Source organism: Pseudomonas viciae (assembly GCF_004786035.1).
Lineage (GTDB): Bacteria > Pseudomonadota > Gammaproteobacteria > Pseudomonadales > Pseudomonadaceae > Aquipseudomonas > Aquipseudomonas viciae.
Genome location: NZ_CP035088.1, coordinates 3,415,571 through 3,438,379, shown reverse-complemented (window position 1 = coordinate 3,438,379; position 22,809 = coordinate 3,415,571). Strand labels below are relative to the sequence as shown.

The following is a 22,809-nucleotide window of genomic DNA, read 5'->3' as shown; positions in this document are numbered from 1 at the left end:
CTGTTGACCATAGCGTTGAATCAGCCGCGCAACATGAGCGAGGATGCGTGGACGCTGGTCAACGCTAACCCCATATGATTACTGCTCAAGATGTCTTCGGCCAGCTCCAGCACGGTTGTCTCACTGGCGCCATGGTCTATACAGGCAATACGTTCGACTAGAAGCATTACTTGATTGAGATTCTGATCGCAGAGCAATGCGCGTATCTGCAGCTCAAGGTACAAGATTGTCTCGTCGTCTTTCCCTGCTTCGGAATAGACCTCGACGGCAACTTCAGCAAGGCATGCAACTTGGACAGGTTGATCCTGCGCACTGCGCATCAGCGCGTTGTAGACCCGGATGATGTAGATGCCGTTGTTGTCGAAATAGTCTTCTTCCAGGAGTTGCTTAAACGCAGCGGGCTCGATTGTTATGAGCTCATCCAGATCCATGGGGTGGCTTTCCTGTGATAGTAATCCGTGACGACTAAGGGGCACGCTCTGGCTGAGAGACCCTGATACCGTACGCACTTGGTTTACGCATCATACAAGGCCAATGCTTCCACCTTGAAAAATTCAAACCAACGCCCATTTATGAGATGAAAGTTGCCGAAACGCCCTTCGGCTTGTCGGCATCACTGCGACCATGGAAAGGGCTCGTGTATCGTGGAACCGCTGAGTCAGTCAGGTGACCTCACTGCAGCGCTGCTGGCTTGCGCTCCCCCACGTTAGACCGCCATTCAGGATGAAAAATGGAAAACTTTGCTATCCCCTCGTATCTGATCTCTGCTATCGCTGACGCCGTTTCATCCTCAGAGACCCATGCGGGTCTTGATAGCCTGTTCATGTACGCAAATGCTCCAGGAGATCCACCCGAGGGGAGCAAGGCTGTAAAAGCTCTGGAATGGCTACGGAGGATCAATAAGGAAGGTGGTAAGGAAACCCTCTCGATAGTTGGACGAATTATCGAAAAGTACATGGAGGAAGAGATCGAAGACACTCCGAGCCTTTTTGGCGGGGAAGCGATTATTAAGGAGAAGAAGCTTAGGATCGACAGGATTAAGCAAGCATTAGGGCGGGCAAGCATCGTCTACACGAACGGCGGGATTCTCTCCAAAGGCGAAGGCCTAGCCACCAAAACCCTGTCGGAGCTCATCAAAAGCCGGAACATCCAGGCGATCGACTTTGAGTTCGAGCGCGCGTTGAAAAATATTGAATCAAGCCCGCGTGAAGCAGTGTCTGCGGCATGCAATATTCTCGAATCAGTCTTCAAGGTCTACATCGAAGAGCACGCTCATCTCATCATGCCCGCCAAACAGGACTTGCAGGGTGTGTGGAAAATCGTCAGGGCAGACCTTGGACTGGATGCATCGATCCTCGAAGAGCGAGATCTTCAAGAGATCGTCACGGGTGTTGTAGCCACCGTCAATGGGATCGGCGCCTTGCGCACCCATGCGAGCTCCGCCCACGGCGCAGGAAAGCGGCCTTACAAGCTTAAACCCCGCCATGCACGGCTTGCTATCCATGCAGCGCACACCATCAGTGCATTCGTTATCGAAACTTGGGACGAGAAAAGCGCCGTTAAGAAAGGTCTGTAATGCAGCTGAGGGCGAGCTAAGAGCGCAGTCGGTTCGAAGACCTCATTCGTAAGGCAGCTCACCAAGAAGCCCTATCATCAGATCCCCACTGAGGATTTCAAATGGGAGCTCAATATACTCGTCCGGATGCCTAGGAATGGCTTTACCGTCATGACTCGAGTTCTTCGTATGACCCTGCACCTTTTCACCATTCTCCTTGATGTAGGGGAGCACGACGATACGGCCATGATTCTTCGAGATGATCGTGCCCTCGTGCCAAATAGTTTGGCCGCTGCCGCTAGCTGAGTCGCCACCGATGGTTTTGACTACCCAGCCTGGTTTACCATTTTCCTCGTACCAAAAAACGAAGCCACTCATGACCACTACCCGCTGACCGCGGGACTTGGCCTCAAGCAGAATCTTCTGGATGCTTGCATGTTGAAGCAGCTGGTTGGCGCGAGGCAGCAGCAAGGCGCGGATCGCAGCTTTTGTCTTCCCCCAATGGTCAGTACCTGAGAAACCAAACCCTCTCGCTATTTTTTCGCGAACGCAGTACACCGCACATTTTTTGGAGGGGCTTAAGCGATGTGTCCAGTCGAATTCCTTCGTCCGAGCTAAGGCGACTCGGTAACGCGGGAAGTTGATGATTTGCAGGTAGGGGGCTTCCTCGAGTTGACGGACAAGATCCTCGTGCAGCCCCTGAAGTTCAGAGGGCAGAATGAGGTCTTGCGCCGCAGGGCGTGGACTGGAAGCATGCCTGCGCAGCGCCTCAGTGAGCATCAGAAGTTCTTCATCAGCCAGGCGTTCTTGCACGGTGATTTCTTTTTCGGCCTTGAGGGTCACTGATGTCTTCTGAGGCTCGCTGAGGCCAAGCATCTCGATCCGTTCCGCAATACCTTCATTGAAACTAGATGCGACTTGTCGAGCTTCCTCCTGCGTTGCGTAGTTGTGCGCCTTAGCGTGACCTTCTGACTCAACGTAATCAGGCAGCCATTTCAGGTCACCTGAAGGAAGTAACTTGAGGGCGTAGATCAACCAGCGATTCGTCTCATACCAGCGAAACGGAAAGGTCGCCAGCGTCGGATATGTATACCCAGGCATTTCGCTCAACAACATTGGCACACCTCCAGCATGCAGAAGTGGTTAGGATGAGCACTCCACATATGCGCGAATGCTAAGTTTTGTATTGCTTGAATAGGTTGTCTGGCGCCACATAGACCCTACCTCGCGCCCGCGAGAATGCCACGTAAAGCTTATTTCGCGTCTGAGCCACAGACTCGTGAAGTTTGCCCTCGAGATACTGATTCCACGCTTTAGTGCCTAGTATCACGCAGATGTCTTCATAGTGATCCTGGCCCTTGCTTGCTCCCCAATTCTGCGAGCAACACCCGTATTTGTAATGCTGCTCATAGAAGAGTTTGACCACGTTTTGATCGCGATGAAGCTGATCGGCTAGCTCCTGGGTGTTGACGTTCACCACCTCGCTCACCCTGTCTTCATGAGCGTCTATGTTGATCTGCAGGTGAACACGAATAAACTCACACACTGTCGTCCCACATCGCCAGCTCTTGCTTAGGGTCTCCTTGTCGACCGTGATTTTGGCGTCCTTGAACCTCTTCTCGTAACGCAATATGTCGTTGTGGAGCGAGCCATTGACCGCCCCATCGCGGCTTGTGTCGAATGTGTGCTGGTAAAAGTCGCCCACGAGAAGCATGTCGGCGTTGGCGGCAGATATCTCCAGTAAGAGATTAAAATCGTGCCCGGCAAAATCCTGCACTTCGTCAACGTAAACGGCATCGTAGAACCGTTCGATGCGAGCCCTAACTACCGGCAGGAAGCCCTTCACCTCGATCAACTTAGCGAGACGGTTGTGGTACAGCCTTCCGCTAGGGTCGCGATAACGTCTCATGTCATCGAGTGCAAAGTTCCGTTGTGGCGGTCGCCTGAAATTCATTCCCCTCGTGTTCATCTGAAGCTGCATTATGGGGCGATAACAGAATCCATGCAGGAACGAGAAGTAGGTCATCAGGGATATGTTCGACGGAATGGTGCCAAATTTCTGAATGATTCGGTTACGCAGGTGGCTATGGTTATTCTCGGTGTAGGTGATGATAAGAGCGCGCTTTTCCAAGCTGAGACAGCTGATCAGATGCGTGGTTTTACCCGAGCCTGCCACTGCAAAGATCACTCTTTTATCCATGCGATCGCATCCTTGATGTACTGAGGGGCAACCAACTCGTCCGCTTTCTTTGTGAGCAGCTCGAAGGCTGCGTCTGCCTTGTTCTTGAGCATGTACTCTTGAACGGTTAGCTTCTTCCGCCCTGCGGCGAACAGGGCTTCACAGGCGGCCTGGTTGTCCTGGTACAGACCGATCTCGAACGTCGAGCGATTGTTGTCCTGATCTGCAAATATTCGGGCGCCGTTGTAGAGGCAGCCCTCATAATTCTCCACACAGTACTGCTGGTAGTTCCCGTCGTTGTCGCGGATTGCCGCCACGTTGATTCCCAGAAGCTTTCCGAGCTCCAGGTAGCGTTTGAAGCTGGTGCCACCGATGGAAATGATGTGCACCTGATCCGCTTGTGGCGATCGGCCTTCGGAGTACTTCTTGTACATCTCTTCGATGAGGATGAACTCGGCATCACCCTCGACCAAAATGACCTTCTTGGAGAGCGCAAACTCCAGGACGTTGTTGTCAGGAGCCTTCATGAAAAAGGTGGCGGTGCCGTCGGAAAGCGCTCTTAGACGACCAGCCTTCTGGTCGCTCCCCAGTAGTAGCGCATGGCGAAGGTCGAGCCTGGAGCAGATGTGGCTGCTGTGTGTGGCTATGAAGAGCTGATTGCCCGCTGTGTTGGCTAACTGCTCGACCAAGAGCTTCATCTTAGTATGGCTGAGATGGTTCTCGGGCTCCTCGAGGAGCAGGGCGTGCAGTTCGCCTTTGGCCTCATGCCGTCGCAGCGCGAACTCTGTCTTGATGAAACACTGCTCACCTTTGCCGCGGTTTTCGATGGGGATGCCATCTTTGGTGATGATCAGATCGGTTTCGAGATTGGAGCGGATGCTGGTTCTTACCCCGAATTGATAGGCGCCCAGTTCTGCATTAAGTGCAGCAAGTTCGTTATCACGGAACGCCTCTTTGCCTCGACGATAGCAGTTCTCGAGGCTGTAGCGCTGCGCCGGTTCAGCGTTGAAGCTGAAAACTGTGCGCGTGTACTCTCGCGCTGCGTATTCGCTATCGATGCGAGAGCTGTCCAGCATCAGGTGCTTCACTGGACGTCGGTAGCTGACATGCGGGGCCGCTGAGAACGTGGAGAATTTCACGGCGTAGTATTCGTAAGGGAAATTATCGGGATCCTCGCGAAGCAATTGCAGGATCGTCGCGCCGAATTCCTCGATCAGAGGCGCAATCTCCATCCGGATTCCATCAGTCATCGCTCCTGCCAAATTTTGCGTGCCGTAGAATCCTTGGTCGTCACCTTCCTCCAAGAATACATCCACGATCAACGTCGGAAGCAGGTCGAGAGTCCGCGGCCCTCGTTTGAAAGCACGCACCGCTGCCTGCGCAAGAATTGATTCATAGCCGATGGTTTCAACACGGCTTCGGCTCGCGCTTAGGGCAAGATCCAATGCGAGCAGCACGCTGCTTTTGCCTGTCTCGTTGTCACCGATCAGCACGTTGACCCCGGCATCAAACTCGAGCATCAGCGAGTCGAACTTCTTGAAGTTTTGGAGCATCAGTTTTTTGATTGCAGGCATCTCGAATTACCTTCCCCAGCGACTCGTAAAATTGCAATTCATTCATGACGCACCACGGCAGCATCAAACCTTTGCTGCCTGGCGACTGGCATCGCTCTTTCGGTGCATCTTTATGGTCGTGTGATCGTTGGCAATGTTCTTCTCTGCGTCAACCAGGGCAAGATATATATGGTTGTTACCAGAGTCGTCCATGGCGCTCTAGCACTGTCATCAAGACGCTATTGGCATGAGTAAAATTGTCGAGTTGATCTCTGAGGTAATATGCCCACTTTTCGCCATGGAACAGGTTGTTCCTAAGCCTCCATACGATCATGAGTAGGCAAAGTATTTTGTCACGCGGATCGTCGTTCTTTCGCTCAATCACACTTACCACGAGGTCAGGGTGATCTGAGGTTCGAAGGTTGAGAAACTGGAAGTGATGTGTCAGTTCGCCGTTCGCGAAATAGCGGTTCTGAAAATACGTAAGTTCTTCATCGTACAGGCCATCCTCAAGCGTACCTTCTGCTACCCAATCATCGACCTTCGCACGAATGAGGCCTGCTTGCGCGTAATTGCCCATGATTTTTGACTCGAACAGACTCCAAAGGAAGGAGAAGTCAAAAATGGCGCGGCGATCCTGATCAGGTAGATCCCGAAAACCTGGTGCATGCATGTATAGCCACAGCTCGCTCGCACTTTGTGCAGTATCAGTCATGGTTCCATCCTCCTTCACATCCAGCAAAACTCATCACTAAATCAATACCCACCAGCCGCGTGGTGCGGTTTCGAACTGAAGCGCCTGGTTCAAGCCTTGTTCGAGACTTCAGGAGAACATTTCGCATAACAAGTCTTCACGCATCCTTGCCCAGACTGGGTCGAGCATCTGTCTAGTCCACTTTAAGTCGTCCGCAGTGCAGCTGATGGCCTCAAAGCAGCAAATAAGCGACCGAAGCGCCATTTCCAACATCGTGCAACTGGTCAAGCGCGTACTGCTGTGCTCTGTCAGATCTGCAAGGCTTTCTACCAGTGGCCTTTGATCCAGTTGGAGATTGCTTCGGATGTAACTGTGGTGCTGCTCAGGCAGGCGGTATGCCAAATGTTGAACACAGCGTAAAACACGCTTCAGCAAGTCGTGCTCAATATCAGCCGCAGTGGCAAGGCAGCTGAAATGCAACTGCATTGAATGCAGGCAACTGTCCAATTGCTCGGCTGTCATTGCCGCTGCTATATGTCGCACGCTGAGCCGAGCTAGCGAAATGACATACTCCTCTGTGGCAAAAACCGGAACATTACCCGTGAGCTTTTCAACTGGGTTGGTCAACCATGATAGCTCCTGCTGGGTTTTGTGTCGGTACCAACCCCTGACGTTAGGCAGCAGTGTCGAAAACATCCAATCATGGGTAAATTCAGCATCCCATTGTCCTCTCGGCCCCCAAACGCTGGAAAGCTCGCGCAGATTATTGGGGTTCCAGCAAATGGTGATATCAGGTTCGTAGCGGCCTGTTGGACCCCCTTCGTCATACGCATATGAAATCAGATGATATCCAGCGTCCATCGCAGCTGTCGTTATTGGCGAAAACACTTTTAGGACGCTGTTGGACGCATCGAAAATGTGCTTATCAGACTCACCTTTGCTGTAATCGTGTTCGTTGACGTAATCCATGATCACACGCCACAGAGGTCGTGGCAGGCTGACCAGCGCATGGACTGGTTCGGTTGATTCGCTGAGTCTCTTAAACCGCAGAGACCTCCAATCGTTTTCCAGTGCCTCTATTGCGGAAAGGTAGTGGGTCCATGTCTGTCGCAGGCACCAATCTAGCTGTTCGAGCTCAGTGCTATCCAGGCTTAGTTGAAACTTTGGTGTTGTGAGGAGAAAACGATCTGGGTCGCTCAACGGCAGAGTGAAAGGGCTCTTAAGCGGATTGTGAGGATGTCCTGCCCATTGCACCCATCGCACAAGATCTTTTCCGTCAATTGCGAGTGATACGCCCTCTAAATTGGAGCGGGCGAACGAGAGAATGGCAGACGCGCGGGGGGAGCTGCGATTGGGCAGAATCACCTCCATTCTGACGCTTTCGTTTTCGGCAGTGAGACGAGAGTCGGATTGGCTGATGTAGGTACGACGAAAGAGTGTTGGCTCTTCGGTTGGCATGCTGAGGGTGTAGCAAAAGCGGTCGCGAATCTCCTTAGAAAAAAAACGCTCGACAAGCTCAGGGCTGTCCCGAAGAAGCTCTTCAATAACGCCTCGGTCCCAAACCACCGCTTGGATGTCGCGTGACTCAAGCTCGGCTTCTGCGAGGTGCCAAGCTTTCACGAGCTTATCGTCATGTTCTATGTTGACTGAGACGCAGAGAATCCAAACGCGGGAATCCTTCGCTAACTGGCCATCCAGGAATGCATTCAGCCACTTTCGAATGTTTGACGGCTTGACGGTTTCCCAGTGTTTCACCTCTGCAACGCTGTATTTGTTCGCCTTGGTGGTTTTCCAAATTATGTCGATTCCACCCTGCGCCTGACCAGATTTTCCGAACTGGAACACTTGGGTGCCACTTCCAATGTACTGACGCTGGATCAGCTGAGCGCAAAGCTTCTGAAAACTTTCCCAATGCATCAGTTTCCAAGGCAACTCGCCAAGCATGGGATCAAGAATGTCGGCGATCACCGGCAGCGGGTCGGCCAGCAAATTTCCGAGATCGATATCTTTGTACGTCATCAGGTCCCTATGCATTAGCTTTGAAATTAGCGGCTGAATCTGCCAAACAATCCTCGCAGGTGTCAGAATGAACTAGCGTATGCATTGATAGGTGAGCACTGAAGGAAAATGCGCCGTGCTATCTATGAATGTTGCCACCCAGAGCCTAGCCCTTGGATCTAGCGCATGGAAAGTGTCAGCCCCCTCCAATCTTGAGTTACTCGGGCAGAGCTAACGCGATATTGCTAAGTAAGTGCATGATTATTAATGATTAGTTACTACATTGGAAAACGAGTCTTTACGGAGGTAGTGTTGTTTGTTCATCGGTTGCAATGTCCACCGTTTCGCTGAAAGCCTCAGGCCGGTCTATCGAATCGCAGAAATTCAGTTGGAGCTATCCCCATCCAACAACCTGCTTGGCTTTAGGCTGGGGGCATCCTTTTCAAACCATCCAAAGCATGCCCTCAGATATGCCCCCAATGTAGCAATCGTCTGGAAGTAAATGGATCTCCATGGCCTATGAAAAGCCAGAAATGATCAGCTAAACAGCCTGCCCGACGAAACCTAAAGGCTCTCAGGGTCGCCAGAGGCCATTCGAACGGCATACATCTCTGCAAATTGAATAATCTCCAGCCAAGTTCAAGCAATTTCCGGGCGCAATCTCGAGTTCGACCATCAGATCGTCATAGTGTCTTCCAGGCGATCTTTATACTTTGATCGCCTGTACCTCCCAGGGCAGATGGATCTTCACCCTGTTTTACGGCATCCCACTCGTAGACCGTTTTGCCATTAATCTGCAGCGTGTAGTTGGGAAATCCGTCATGTATGCCGTCGACACTGAACTGCACGCCACCGCCGGCCTTGCGCAGACCGACAAGGATCGCGGCATCGATATGGGGTGCCACGGGCATCATCGGGTTGCCCCCGTCGACGATAAATTTCACCGCATGGCTGGCGCCGTCGAAAGACGTCCAGCCCACATTCAGGTTGTCCGCCGTTCGCGCCAGGGTAGCTGTCCCGGTTGGCTTCGCACCCGGGCGGAGGGAGCGGAACCAGTCCGGTTTTCCGGGAATAGTCAATACATCGCCACTGGCGTACTCGCGCGTGGAGCCCCAGGCCAACTCGGGAAGTTTCAAAGAAGTCGGGCCCGCCTGATCCAGATCCAGCGTCGCACTCGGGCTGCACTTGGTGCCGCCACTGAAGGCATAGGTAAGGTAATAGACGGCTTCGCTGGGAATACCGATGGTTAGTTTTACAGAGACGCTGTTGGCCACGAGAACATTCCTTTGAAGTTGATACGTTCAGGGAATGTAGCCAAAAAAAATTTGTTTGCATGCATAGCGCGAAACAAAACGACGACTAGCATATTGCTATCAATGCAGCGTCTGTTCCTGCAAACAGCCGAGGCACCCGAACACGCCGTTCTCTGGCAAATGCACGGGCTCACAGGGAGGTGGACAATGTCTGACCGTTTTCTGGCGTTTCGTTGTTTCGGTACTTTCGCCTGGCCGCCGTTGAAGTCCGTCGAGCCCGACGAACCGGCAGTGCAGGGGGTGCTCGAGATTCATTACGTTCTCGATGCCGAGAAAGCCGCAATGGTGGGGTGCGCGCGCTGGGTGCCCAGGGACACCTGGAAGTCGGATCTCGAATTCACGACCTCCCTGGGCGACATCCCACCCTTACCGAAGACCACGGATGCTGCCAAGACTGCGCTGAAAAATGCCGCCGACAAGACTCATGCGTGGCGTTTCGATCAATCGGGTGTCGTGCTGGCATTCGAAGGCGTGCAGGTATTCGAGCAGTACGCTGTGCGCAAAGACCAGGCGGGGGCATTTCAACAGGAACTGGATCTGCGGGTCGCCTTGGTCCGAGAGCACTTTCCTTCAGTTTCAGCGAGTCACTACAAGAGCCGGGTACTGATTGGTCAGGACAAAAATCCCCTGTTGCGGTTCGACCTGGCGCTGCCGCTACTGTCACCCCAGGATGATGAGCAGTTCAAGGCAGGACGAGCATTTGTCGCGTTTTCCGCGTTGTATCACTCCAGGGAGGCCGTGTCCGGTTTCACACCGATTGCGCAACCCTTGCTCGTGGAGAACATGGCGTTCGGTCGCCAGGATCGCTCCACCGGAAGCGTTGGGGAGCAGGGCGTTTCATTCAGCTCGTTGCGACCACCTTCGATGAAGGCTATTGGCCGATTCGGCTTCGCCTGGGACACCTGGCCAAAAAACAGGAACGTAGAGTCCTGGGTCGAAATCAGAAAACCGGATTATTGGCCCTCTGCGAAATCGATCCTGGGGCATCTGCTACCCGTTCTGGGTGTGCGTCCCCCTCCCGACAGTGCTGCGTTCGACGTTCGCTTCGAAGAGGGCGACATCGGGGCGCTGTTGCCCGCGCTCGGCGTTGCGATCAGAAGTTCAGGGGAAAGAGACCGCCCCGGTTATCGCATCGAACAACGATTCGCTTTGAATTCCCAGCTCCCATCTTCGGGTAAGGACATGGCCTCGGATATCAGGGTCAGAAGCAACCTTATCGAGCTGCGCGCTGAAGGCATGGATGGTACCTGGCTCAGCTTTGGCAAGCAGTTGCATATCACCGTGGTCATGACCGGGACGGTCACTGACGTCTGGAGCGAAAAGCACGAAATCTCCGTGCAGGTGAGCATTGGCGGTATCACGGAGTACAACTCCAATGATTTAGGGAAAGTGAGCGGCAACTTTGCCCCCAGAATTCAGGGCACTGACTTTCTTGAACTGATCCATGCCTCCATTTCCTCCATGAACCGTGCACGGTTTTCGTTGCACCAGTTAGCGCCTGACCAGCCCCAGTCGAGCCTGCCAAAGCTTGAAGTGGCGACCCCGTCAGGCAATGGGCCGATGCATTTCGGGCTGTACGCCAAGTGTCGCAGCGGTCTCCTGTCCGATGGCATGGTTGAACTCGATGAGAAACCGTGGATCTGGTCGGCGATGTTGGCCAATCCCGAAGATACGAGTGTCTTCAATGACCGCGCAAAGGCCGAAATGCAGACGCGTATACCATTACGGGTCAGTTGGCCTTCATTGCATCGGCAACCCATGCCGTTGGGATGCTACCTGTCCCATGAGACAGGCGATGATGAAGACGACCTTCGCGGCATCCGTCTAAAACTGGTACAAACCGAAAATCTCGTCGGCAAAATGCCCCTCATTGCCTTACTGGGCGGTCTGGAACTTATCCACGACAAGCCTGTATTTGTCGATTCGACGTCGATCCGTATGCGGCTGCGCGACGGTCCAGGCGTCAGCGGTACCGCCGCAATGCTAGGCATCAAGGTGCTCCTGAAGCTCGCCGTCGCGAGGGTCGAACCGCTGGCCGTGGACGTCCTGCGCGGCGACCGCAGCGGGCGTGCCCAGCCATTGCTGTATCGCGAACCGGGTGCCAAGGCCGGCAGCGGCCAATACCTGCTCAAGTGCACCGAAGAGATCCGCGGCGATCGCCAATGGCGCCTGCAGGCCAATCTGGATGAAGACATCCAGAGCAATTCAGGGGCGCAAAAGAGCCTGTTGATAGGCGAGCAACCCTTCACGATCCAGCGTTTCTATTCCACACCGCTGGACATGCTCAGTGGCGTAGATAGTGCGACCATCGCCAGCTACGACAGCGATGACCGGGGCTGGAAGTTCAGGCAGTCCAACGGGCTCTACCACTATGTGCTGCCCCCACAGGTAATCGGCGAGAGCATGGACAAGCCGCGCCGGCTTGAACTGCAGGATGCCAATGTCGGGACGGAATTCACCGCCAACGGGTTCGTTCGCCCGATCGACGCAAGCCAGGACCCGACAGTCACCCAGTCATACCGGCGCGCCGTCGAATTCCGCCTGACGCCCGCCGCCCACCTGTGGATTCGGCCGGCGGATGTGGAGCGCAACTACGTGCTGCCTGAGTGGGCCGCGGCCGATCTGTTCAGCCAGCGTGGCGAGCTGGGTCTGGGGTGCGCGCTGACCTCGCTGCATGGGGAATTCCTCTACGGCCTGGCCTTCGGCGTGACGCCAAAACTGGAACAGGGCGCTGCGCGGCGCACCCGGGTCGCAGAAATCGAGGCGCTGACCGGGCGCCCGGTGCCGCCCTACGAGGGGCGTGAACAAGACCGCTGGAACCTGTTGCACAAGTCGCTGCAGACTCGCCCGCAGCGCCTCGAGCTGTGGGCTGACGATCCTGCGCAGCGGCTGCAGTTCGCGCCAGTGCGCTTCAGCGCTGGCGCGTGTTTCGCCTTGCGCACGACGGCACTGCACCGAGCGGCCGTGGCAGCGCTGGAGGCACCGGTCGACTTGGACAGGACGCCGGGCACGCCAGTCCAGGTAGTGCCCGAGCTGTCGCCGCGCCTGCATCCGAACGGATTGTCCGGGGGCGCGCTGTGGCCGATCGAGTCAGCCAACGTACTGCGGCTGGTCCTGACCCAGCCACGGGCCAGCGGTGGTTCGATCGAGAGCATCGCTTTGTCGCCCCTCGGCGGTGATGCCGACCAGACGGTCAAGTTCAACAACAATCGCGTGTCGATCATCAGCGAGACCCGCGGCGGCTTCGTCCAGCGCCAGAAGGTCGAAGTGCTCGGTCGCATCGCGGTGTTCTGGCACCGTGCCAAGCATGTGGTGGTGTACGAACGCACGGTCAACCCTTCCGCGCAGTTCACCCCCGAGGGCGGGCTGGGAACCCGAACCCGCCGGCCGGTGCTGCGCAAGATCAGCGAATACATCGAGATCCTCGAGCCGGAGCGTCAGTATCCGGACATGCCCACCGCCGCGGCGCACACCAGCAGTTTCCTGAGGGCGTTGCGCTTCAACAAGCGGATCATTCCGGTGGACAGCTTCTGGGCCGAAGACGTGGGCACCAGTGGCTGGATCGTCCCGCTGTGGAACCGCCATGCCGCCAGGCAGCGGCCGCAGGTTTATGCAATGCCTGACGTCGCTTTCGTCACTGCTGCCGAAGGCGATGGCGACGATCCGCGGGCTGCCCAGGAGTGCCTCAACCCCGACAACCTGTACTTCTTTGCCGATACCACCCCGGGGCAAACCGACGACACCAACGCCTGGGCCGTGCATCGGGGCATCGATTACACCGACCTGCCGCCGCCCCGGCACGCTGACGCCACGGCCACGGTGCCGGCAGGCTTCGCCCGGTTCACCTGGCGCCTGGCGCCGGCGGCGCAACGCACCACGATCAATGCCGGACGGGCCGACAAACCGGTGTATGTCGGGCTGGAAACGCTGACCTTCATGCGTGCCGGGCGACAGGAAAGTCCGCAGAACCTGCCGGAGAACTCTGCACGGATACTGCTGGATAAGTTGCCTACTGCCCTGAAGCAAGGTGACCTTACCAAGGAATTGTTCGAAGGGGTGCTGAGTAAGGGGAAAGTGGTTACGGGGCCATTGAGGGAGTTGTCCAGCTGCCTGGCGAGTGTTGGCGATCTGCCGGCGAAACGTCCGGCGGATGCTGCGGAACTGGGCGCCCTGAAGGCGCGCCTGGTTGCGCTGGGTGCTGCGGCATCACCGGATGCCATCGTCAAAAGCGGCATTCAGCAGCACTTCGATAATCTGAAAGCCGGTTGCGACACAGCCTTCAAGAGCCTAGAAAAGCAATTCGAGCAACTGGACGGTTCGGTACCTTTGCCCTGTGCGGCCTTGCAGAAGAACCTCGGCAGCGCAATCACGGCCAGGCGCATGGCCATGGTTCAGGAACTGGATGCCTGGCGGCAGGAACAGATTCAGATGCTGTCCCGGGCGTTACCCGGCGAGTTCGCCCTCCGTAGTGACTTTGACTTGTACCTGCAAAGGGAACTGAAAAAGCTGCTGCTGCCCCTGTTCGAGTCAACAACGGCAGAACTGGGCAAGTTGCGGCGCGGTATCGAAATCACCCGTCTCACCGTCAACGGGGCGATAGCTGCCGGGCATGACGGGTTTGACCGGGCACGCGCCGAAGTCGATGCCCTGAGCAAGACTATCGACCAGGCTAAACCTTGGTCAGCCAGCCGTGGGCAAGATCTGGAGCAACAGATCGCTCGTGCGCTGACGCGCACGAGCGAGGTGCTTCAGGGAGAACTCAACAGTGCCCGGCAGCGTCTGTCCGTGGAACTCGACGACTTTGCCCAGCGTATCGGGGCGGTCGCTACCCGGGTGATCGAACAGGCCCTCAAGGGGGCAATGCAACTGCAATTGTTGGCCCGGTTCTTTGCTAGCGTGAAAAACGTTTTGCCTGACGCAGCCGTCGTGACGGCATACGTGGCGAACGTCGAGAACGTACTGCTGAAAATCGAGACGACCCCCGAGCGGGTCGAGGCGCTCAAACCGATCCGCAGCGCACTGAAGTCGATTGGCGAAGGGCTGGACAACGCCAGAACGGTTTCCGAGAAACTGGCTGTACCGGGTGAACTACTCTCGCAAGAGGCAGTGGCAATCGTCGCCCATCTGGTGGATGCGCGGGAGCGTCTGAAAACGGAGGCGAGTACCCTGAGTGGCGATCTGAAGAAGGCGGTTTCCGACGTCGTCGATGATTTGCTCCAAGCGTTCGACGCAGCGCTGGCCTCGGTGTCGATTACCGTTCCGGCCGAGGTCGAGAGATTGCTTGCGGTATTTCCGCAGGCAGGGAAATGGGCCGACCATCTTTTTGAGCAGGCCAGGATAGCCATTGATGACAGCGAACAATGGCTTACAGGCCAAACCAGGCCGTTGAATGAGGAGCTCGAAAGGGTTATCGAGACGACCCTTGAAAAAGTGAACAAGGCGGAGGAAGCGTTAGGCAGTAAAGCGCTGGTAGAGCAATTGGTGAGGGGCCTGCAGGGCCTGCCGGCAGTAGTTCTGGTTCTGGACCGGGTGGGGCCTTCGGTGTTCGACACCACGCAGGCGATCGAGGATCGGCGCAAAGCGGCCATCGACCTGATTGACACTTGCACCGACGAATTGATCAGCAGTCTGGACAACGCGGCTGCACTGCTCGGGGGCGTCAATGATGCAGTCCTGGAAGCTTGCCGAAGCGTGGCTAGCGGGATCAGTGGATTGCGGGATCGACTTGTCCAGAAAACTGCAGACATAATGCTGCCTCTTAAAGATCGTCTGAAAGAGGCAGAGAAGGAACTGTTCGCCAGCCTCGACGACATGCTGGGTGATGACGAAAAGTACAAGACACTGCTGAATAAGTTCGAGACCTTCGGCCAGGACGTCCGCGGCCTGTGCAACGACCTCGCCGCAACCCGCAACCTGGTCGAAGGCTACGGCGACCGGGTGATCGACGCCGTCGGCCGCCTGGGCGAGGGCGGCCTGCTGGCTGCCCCCAACAACATCCTGCGGGCCATGGCAGCCTTTGGCTCCACGCCTGAATTGCCCAACCTGGACTTCTCGCGCCTGAATTCGCCGTACTTCTTCGGCTGGGTCGAGGACCGGGTGGACATGCCGCAGATCGATGCCTGGTTCGGTCGACTGGGGGATGATCTCAAGGCACTGGGCCTGGACATGCAGATCGACGGACTCAGTGAGCGCCTGATCCCGGTCGACCTGTCGAAGCAGGACATCGGCAAGGTCCTGCAGAACCTGGCTGGGCTCGACCTGCGTAAACTCCTGCCCGGCTACACGCTACCGGCCGCGGCTAAGGATGCCATCCGCGTCACCCATGAGTTCGACAAGAAGAACCTGCGAGCCTGGGTCCAGGTCGATGTCGACCTGCCATTGCCCGAACGTCGCTCCCTTTTCAGCGTCGGACCGGTGTCCCTGGACCTGCTCAACACGAGGATCTCCGCGGTCGTGCGCCTGGAGGCCTCGAAGGACAGCGCCGAAGTCGAGCAAAGCGGCACGGCGATACTGTTGACCGACTTCGATGCAGTCGTCGCCGGGACGTCCATGGTTACACTAAGCCAAGTGGCCGTGCGCTTCGACAAGAGCGGAGGCCTCAAAGTCGATTTCGACCCGCGCCAGATCCGCCTCAATCCGAGCTTCCAGTTCATCCAGAACACTTTTCAGTCGATCTTCGGCGACGAGATCGGCGGGCTCAAGATCATCAAGGACAACGGCATTCCCGTCGGCGTGGAGCACCTGTTCGCGCTGCCACCCATGGGCATGATGTTCGGCACCAGCGGGGTGCAGAACATCCAGATCAGCAACGCATTCCGCCTGCTGGCGTTTCCCGATTTTGTCATCAGCAACAGCTTCGCCCTGGCCCGTGCCGACCTACCGTTCCTGTTCTCGGTATTCATCATCGGCGGCAGCGGTTGGCTCACCGTCGACCTGAACTATCGGCCGTTCAAGAACGAACTGGCGGTGGTGGTGGATGCGGCGGCGGGCGGCTCGGGCTCGCTGGGGTTTTCCTTCTGCGGCGTGTCGGGAACGGTATCGATTTCGCTCAACGTCGCACTGACCTACCGCAAGCTGATCGGCCAGCCCGGCGGCGGGCTGACTGTATCGATGGTGGTGGTCATCGTCGGCGTGGTCGATGTGCTGCGGATCGCCAGCGCCTACCTCTCGGTGACCCTGCGCCTGAGTTACCAGGACAACGGCGATATCGATGCTATCGGGACCTTCAGAGTGAGCATTCGGATTTCGCGATTCTTCACCGTGAGTGCCGGGGGGCAGGTGCGCTATCGCATGACCGGGGGGCGCAAGGAGGTCACGAGCAGCAGCGAAAGCCAGGTGCGTTCCGAGAGCCTTGAGAAGGCCCGGAAACTGATCGATGGACAGGGGAGGCTGAAAGGATGAAGCGGACCATCATCTGCATGACCGAGGAAGAGCTCAAGGGATTCCAGGGCGAACAACAGCGTGGGTTTTCAGTCCGGCTCGCTTTCAAGGCAGAGACGGCGGAGGGAGAAACGGAGGAACAGGCTCGTCAGGCATACCAGGCGTTCTTCGATTTGCTGAGCGGCGGAGGCTTGAAGTTTCGTGCCTATACCGTCGTTGACGGCCAACCCCCCAAGGCGATTGCGGACCTTCAGCCACCACCCGGCGTGACCACGGCGCTGCTCGATGATTTCAGGACCTGGTTCGAGGACCACGAACAAGTCGCCGCGAACAAAGGTGCAGGCTTTTGGGCCCTGCGCGGTATCTATCTCAATGGCATCGATAACACAGCGAATCTCGATGCCCATGCCGTGCTGGTGGGCGCATCCAGTTGGGTCGCTCCGGTCCCGCAGCGCCTGGGGCTCGCCTATGTCCTGCACATCGACTACGCGGGCAGTGAGGATGTGGTATTCCAGCCCTTTATCGATGACGTTCTTTCACCTGGGGACACCGAAGGTCGGCTCGAGGCGGATGATGTGGAGTTCGCCTATGCATCGGGGATAGCGGATTTCTGCAGTTCGAACCGCGCTCACCGCCCGGCGATGGGTGACATGCTGATTGATCCGGAGACGGGCTTCGTCAACTTCGGGAACAATGACTCTGAACAGGCAGCCTACCGAGCGCTGACAAGGCTCGAGCAGCGGGCTGGTTCGTTGTTCACCGGTTTCTTTGCGGTCAGTGAGGTGCAATGGAAGGATAAACCCTCGCCGTTGCAAAAGGTGCGTCGCGAGTCCTGGCGTGCCTTGGTCACGCTAGCCACCAGCCTGGACACCCTGCTGCTGGCGCTGATGATGCCTCACGTTGACCAGACGGCGGACAGTCCACGGGAAGGGGGCTTGCTCGGGCCTTTGCTCGATGTGCTGATCGAAGGCCTGAAAAAGGACGGTATGCCCGCCGACACGCCTCGCTCTGTGCTGCGCAAGGCCATCCGGGGAGGTATTCAGCACATGCTGAAACCGGTGGACATGAAAGCCTATATCGACGTGCTGCTGGACATCTGTCGGCCGCAGGGCGGGCAGGGGACATCCTCGTTCGCCGCTACCGACTCGATGCTGTATCGATTGCTGCAAGCCTCTGCCCAACCGACAGTGCAGAAATGGAAGGAACTGGAGACACTCCCGCTTGAAAAACTCAGTGCCGAACTGGCACCCCTGCAAGAGGCAATTCTCAGTGAGAACGGCTTCGAATCAACAGTACTGCGCTTGTTGCGCCAGATTCGCGAGACAGTTTCCGAAAGTCTCAAGCAGTTCGTCGAAGGTGACCCGAAAAAGGCCCTGACGGTTTACGATCAGGCAGTGCTGGAATTCGAAGGACTGCTGAACACAGGACTCAACGGCGCCGATGCCGCCCGTCAATCGGTAGGCAAACTGATCTGTGACATGGTACTGCATCAGTCGAAAGCGACTACCCAGACGCTGGAAAAAGCAGCCCAAGGGCTTGAGTTCTGGAATTGGCGGCTGGGCGGCCGTGGAACCGGGCCGGTGCCGGACACCACGCAATCACTGCTCGATTGCCTGGCGTTCATCCCCACTTTTGATGATTTTTTCACAGACCTGCCCAAGGGCCAGCCCACGGAACTCCCGGCAGATAAAGAGGCATTGGCAGCCCTGGCGTTGGTCAGCGAACAGATGCAGGGGGCCGTGCAGCGTGAACTGTTCGTTCCGGCCAGTACCCGCTTTTCTCCTGACCTCGCTCCGAGTCCCTTGGCGATCCCGCTCACCGTCGACCCGGTGATCGACGACTTGGAGAAGGACGAATTCTCCGCCGCTTTTTCCGGGATGGCGCTGGCCCTGCGGCGAACTTTCGATGACACGACGTACACCCCGTGGGCCTACGCCAACCTCGCCGATTTCCATCATCCGGCCAGCCCGTCACCTGCCTCACTGGCCGACACGATTACCGTACAAGCGGTGCCCACGACTATCAACGATGGCCGTCGATCCTTGTTCCTGCACTATGACGGACTGCCACTGGCCTGCAGCGCTTTTGACGAAAGCCTGCCGGGTGCCGGCTTCGATCCTCTGGGCAAGGCGTTTTTTGGTACGGACTATCCGGCGACACTGCAAAATGGCTTCCAAGCGTTGCCAACGCTCGCCTACGGTGCGCGGTATGAGGTCTGCGCCCATGTCGTCGGGCGTAGTGGAAGCTTGCCGAGGGGCATGCAGGGTAGCGTCCCCTGGTTGCCCGCAGCGAAGATCGAGGTCGACGGTAAACCGAAACTGAGCCTGATGTATTCGCGCCGCACGGCGATTGGTCGCACGACCATCAACGACAGTGAAACTGTCCAGCGCCTCGGCGTGATCCCTGCAGGCCTGCAACCCTTGTCGGCGGACTATCCACGACTGGGCCTGCACAGCGATGCGAGTCTGCCGCTGGATTTGTTCCGCCAGGTGGATGGCAGCGGTGCGTTGCATTTCGATGCGGCTCAACCGTCCAGGGAAATCTATCTGGAGGATTTCCGCTACTCGGGGCCGGACGGCGGCAAGTTAACGCTGAGTATTTACCATGGTGCCACCCTCCACACAGTTCCGGCAGTACCGATCTCGGGTACATCAGCGAAGAAGGCACTGTCGATTGTGCTGGAGGGCGACACGTTCCAGATCGATTTCGAAGGTAAAAAAATCAGCATTGCGAAGGAGCACGGAGTCGACTCGTTGTCGTTACGCCTGGGTTTGACCTCACCAGGCTTGGCAACCGTCAGTTTCGCCGATCCTGCCGCGTCGGTAGAGCGGGCCACGGGGCAGGGCCCAAAAGCGGAGAACCTGCTCCTGCTGGGGGCGTCGTTCACGGGGCTCGCCGGCGGTGGATGGCGGGCTCCTTTCGGCAATGACGCCGCCCTCAAGGTGAACTTCCCACGGGTGCCCTACAGCGACTTCGTGCGCTGGATCGCCAATCCGGACCTTCGCCGTAATGTGTTCACAGGCCTGCAGGATGACCACCAGATCAAACTCTTCTTATGTCTGCTCGAAGCCGCCAACATCGACCGTTCGCGCGATCTGGAGCTTGGCAAATTACTGGACGCACTGCTCGATCCCGCAGTAAGCAGTCTGCGCCTGGACGTGGTGGTACTGGATGGGCTGATGGATTCCACCGAGCGGCTGGGTCAGCGGCCGGAGCTCAAGCCCCAGACGGTCTATCAGAAGAAGATTCCATCACTGGGCGAGATCCTCGCGAGTCTTGGAGCCCGCCTTGGTACGCTACTCGATAAGGGTCGCATCAAAGATATCCTGACGCTGGTGGACAAGCAATGCCGGCACTCCCTGAGCGTCCGCAGCTTCGCCGCGAACACCGGCCAGGCACTTTCGTTCGATGGCCGCGTATTGCATGTCCCCGCTGGTACCTGTGTCCAGTTGCTCGCAAGACCACAAGTCGAATCCGGACTGTTCAGCGCTCAATCGGGAGTGCTCGACAGCCGCCTGGAGACATTGGCCATAGGCAGAAATGGCAATCTCGTGGTGTTCGATGGCGCAAGGGTACTGATCGAAAGCATGCAGGTGTTGTCAGCGAGTCGTGAAGAATGGACAACACTGGCTCACTCCGATATCCACTATGAGGCAGCCGGAACCGCGCGCAGCTATATGCTCAAGGCCGACCCCTCCTACGCCAGGGCATGGCAATGGCGGCAACTGGGCGCGATCACCGTACTGACCCAACGCTGGCGCTTCGACGGTCGGCCGATCTATGCTTGGATCAACCCCAAGGAGAACGACGTCAGGGTCGAAAAACCCGGGCGCGCTTCGCGTTTGCTCACCGGCAACAGCCAGTTGGCCAATTTCGAGATACAGGCCTTTGCCGGGCGCGACAGGGATGGTCAGTCGTCCACGATCAACCTGCTGCCCGCGCCGGCCAGCACCACCCTGCGCACCGTTCATTGGGAAAAGCCCTCGGCTACCGTGTTCCGTCATCGCTTCACTCTGCATTCTCGCTACACCGCTGCGTTCCAGCGCGAGACTGACGGGTGGCGCCAGGCGTGGTCCGACGACCTCGAGCGGGCCTGGCTGCGCGTGGCGATGCTTGCCGAAGCGGCCCGAATCGAGCTGACCCGGCCGCAGTTGCGCGCCCTGATTCCGCTGACCCAGTCGCCGGAGGAGGGCGAGGGACGCACGCCGCCGCTGATGGCCATCCTGCAAGAGCGGCCCTTCGCCCATGGCGGGCTGGCGGACCGTGTCATCGCTGAGGTTCGCTCGGGTGTCGGGTATGCCATGTCTGCCGGCGCCAGCGGAATTGTCCACCCAGCCGACGTACGCAAGGAAATCGGCCGCGATCCACGCCTTGCCTATGAAGCCTATGACGAGGCCAAGGGGAAGAACACGCTGCTCTCCATTGAGGGGCCGATCGGTCTCACCTTTGAATCAGATGCGGTCTCGGCGCCGGCATTCCCCAATACCGCGCTGGTGCTCGATCCGGTGAGCCTGGAGGTCGACACCCACGGCGTACCGACCATGCAGTCACTGGAACTGGAGGAACATTTCCTCAGCGTCGGCTTGCGGCGCTACCTACATCCGCATTGGCTGGTCAGTGGCATCGATTGGCAGAACCCGCCGGACCTGACCCGCAACTGCTGGATTCAACTGCCGGGCATGCAAGGCACTCTCTCTCTAGGCTCAGGGGGAGGCGCCATGGACCTTGTAAAAATCGACATGTCCGCAACGGCATGGGAGGTGACCCTGGATTGGCGGATACTGGACATCACGGCGACCGGGGACCAGCGCATGTCGTTGCTGCGGCTGCCCACGGTCAAAGCCTTCACCGGCTGGCAGTGCGCGCTACTGCATGCGCCAATGAGCGAACGGCGAGCATTGCTTTCGGTCTTCCTGGTGCCGCCGACGGCCGAGGAGCGAGGCGCCGGCAATGCTCCGAAGTTGCTGGCAAGTATCGAATGGACGTTGCCGGCCGGTCATGGCTTCGCTGACGTGCAGGTCCCTGCGCAGGACAAGCACATGTGGACGTGCGAAATCTGCCTCAGCCAGAGCACGTCAATGCACTGGGCTAGAACCAACCGCAACTTCGCCACCGTTTTCGTTGCGGATGGCAATCCACTGGAAATGGGCAAGCCCCGGCAGGTCAAGGATTTGCAGGCGCGTCTGGAGGATGGTGCACTGAAGTTCAACGCCAGGGAATCTGCCAACGGGCGCTTGTGGCTCAGGCCCGCTCAAGGGATGCAGCCGTTCCCAACCCACACCCAGCGTCATCTTGCCTTGTTATTCAGTGAGGTGCGTTCAGGCCTAGGTCGGCCGCTGGAGCGGCCGACGGCACTGTACATGCTTGGCTCGAACAGCCTCCAAGGGATTTCTGGCGTCGTGCCTGACGTCAAAAACGGGCGGGTGCGGGTGGTCGAATTCGAGACCCCGGCCATCATTATTGGCCGTGGTGCCGTGAGCATACCGGATCAATACAAGTTCGGTTATCTGGACCTGGTCGCACCGGGTATCGCAGTACCGCCGGCGTCCGGGGCACGAACGCTGCTGTCCCTGAATATGCGGCTGGTCGCAAATCTGGAGGCGCGCTCCAGAGTGGTGGAGCTTCGCCTGGGCCTGCGTCCCGAGAGCACGAAGACCAGCGAGGTCGGTGTTTTGGAGTTGAAGAGCACCTCCGTCAGCGAGTGGGCTACGTTCGGCGTGGATCTCAGTGTCGATGGTACCGGAAAGGTCCAGGTCTTGGCAGCGTGGGCCGTCGACCGCGACGGTATGCGGCAGGCGGTGGACGCTCAGTGGCTCGGAATCCCATGGAACACCGACGCGATGCAGGGGCTGGTCATGACCGTCGAGCCGGCGAAATTCAAGGACGGGCTGGACCGTGAGCTCTGGCTAGAGGTCGCGATGCTCGCCACCTCGCTGACCGAAGGCAACAGCGCTCGCCACGGTTTCAATAGCACCCTGGATCTGGACTGGTTCTTCGGGGCCGACCCGCTGTCGCCCGACACCGCCGCAAGCGAAGACGCGCTGCGTGGATTGCATGAGGTTCAAGCAAGGATCATCTCGGTATCACCACTGATTTCCATGAACGGTTGAGGTGGGGCAAAGGGACATGCAGGTCGC

General features: G+C 57.5%; 10 protein-coding genes. 3 read left to right on the top strand and 7 right to left on the bottom strand.

Annotated features, from left to right (window positions below; genetic code table 11):
- Window positions 1-20 precede the first annotated feature (20 nt).
- On the bottom strand, window positions 21-431 hold the full coding sequence (locus EPZ47_RS15320; protein ID WP_135845562.1) for a hypothetical protein: 411 nt from the start codon (window positions 429-431) through the stop codon (window positions 21-23).
- 299 nt (window positions 432-730) lie between these two features.
- On the opposite strand from EPZ47_RS15320, the gene EPZ47_RS15315 reads away from it, so the two are divergent.
- The gene (locus EPZ47_RS15315) at window positions 731-1,576 is read left to right on the top strand and encodes an abortive infection family protein (RefSeq protein ID WP_135845561.1); all 846 of its coding nucleotides are present in this window, start codon (window positions 731-733) and stop codon (window positions 1,574-1,576) included.
- Between the two features lie 42 nt (window positions 1,577-1,618).
- On the opposite strand, the gene EPZ47_RS15310 is transcribed toward EPZ47_RS15315, so the two are convergent.
- From EPZ47_RS15310 to EPZ47_RS15285, 6 genes are all read right to left on the bottom strand, one after another.
- Entirely contained in the window at window positions 1,619-2,671 is a 1,053-nt protein-coding gene (locus EPZ47_RS15310; protein WP_135845560.1) for a hypothetical protein, read from the bottom strand.
- Between the two features lie 58 nt (window positions 2,672-2,729).
- Window positions 2,730-3,755 (bottom strand): DEAD/DEAH box helicase family protein, encoded by a 1,026-nt coding sequence (locus tag EPZ47_RS15305; protein ID WP_135845559.1) that lies wholly within the window; start codon window positions 3,753-3,755, stop codon window positions 2,730-2,732.
- Complete coding sequence (locus EPZ47_RS15300) at window positions 3,740-5,308, bottom strand: ATP-dependent nuclease (RefSeq protein ID WP_135845558.1); 1,569 nt, start codon at window positions 5,306-5,308, stop codon at window positions 3,740-3,742. Before EPZ47_RS15300 ends, EPZ47_RS15305 begins: the two co-directional genes overlap by 16 nt.
- A 175-nt stretch (window positions 5,309-5,483) precedes the next feature.
- The gene (locus tag EPZ47_RS15295) at window positions 5,484-6,002 is read right to left on the bottom strand and encodes a hypothetical protein (RefSeq protein ID WP_135845557.1); all 519 of its coding nucleotides are present in this window, start codon (window positions 6,000-6,002) and stop codon (window positions 5,484-5,486) included.
- Between the two features lie 108 nt (window positions 6,003-6,110).
- Entirely contained in the window at window positions 6,111-8,000 is a 1,890-nt protein-coding gene (locus tag EPZ47_RS15290; RefSeq protein ID WP_238346618.1) for a hypothetical protein, read from the bottom strand.
- 662 nt (window positions 8,001-8,662) lie between these two features.
- Window positions 8,663-9,253, bottom strand: coding sequence for a hypothetical protein (locus tag EPZ47_RS15285; protein ID WP_135845556.1), 591 nt, complete (start codon window positions 9,251-9,253; stop codon window positions 8,663-8,665).
- A 186-nt stretch (window positions 9,254-9,439) separates the two neighbouring features.
- Here EPZ47_RS15285 and EPZ47_RS15280 point away from each other — a divergent pair, with 186 nt between their 5' ends.
- Window positions 9,440-16,693: a hypothetical protein gene (locus tag EPZ47_RS15280; protein WP_135845555.1), complete on the top strand. Its 7,254-nt coding sequence runs from the start codon at window positions 9,440-9,442 to the stop codon at window positions 16,691-16,693.
- Entirely contained in the window at window positions 16,690-22,782 is a 6,093-nt protein-coding gene (locus EPZ47_RS15275; RefSeq protein WP_135845554.1) for a hypothetical protein, read from the top strand. Before EPZ47_RS15280 ends, EPZ47_RS15275 begins: the two co-directional genes overlap by 4 nt.
- The last annotated feature ends 27 nt before the right edge of the window (window positions 22,783-22,809 follow it).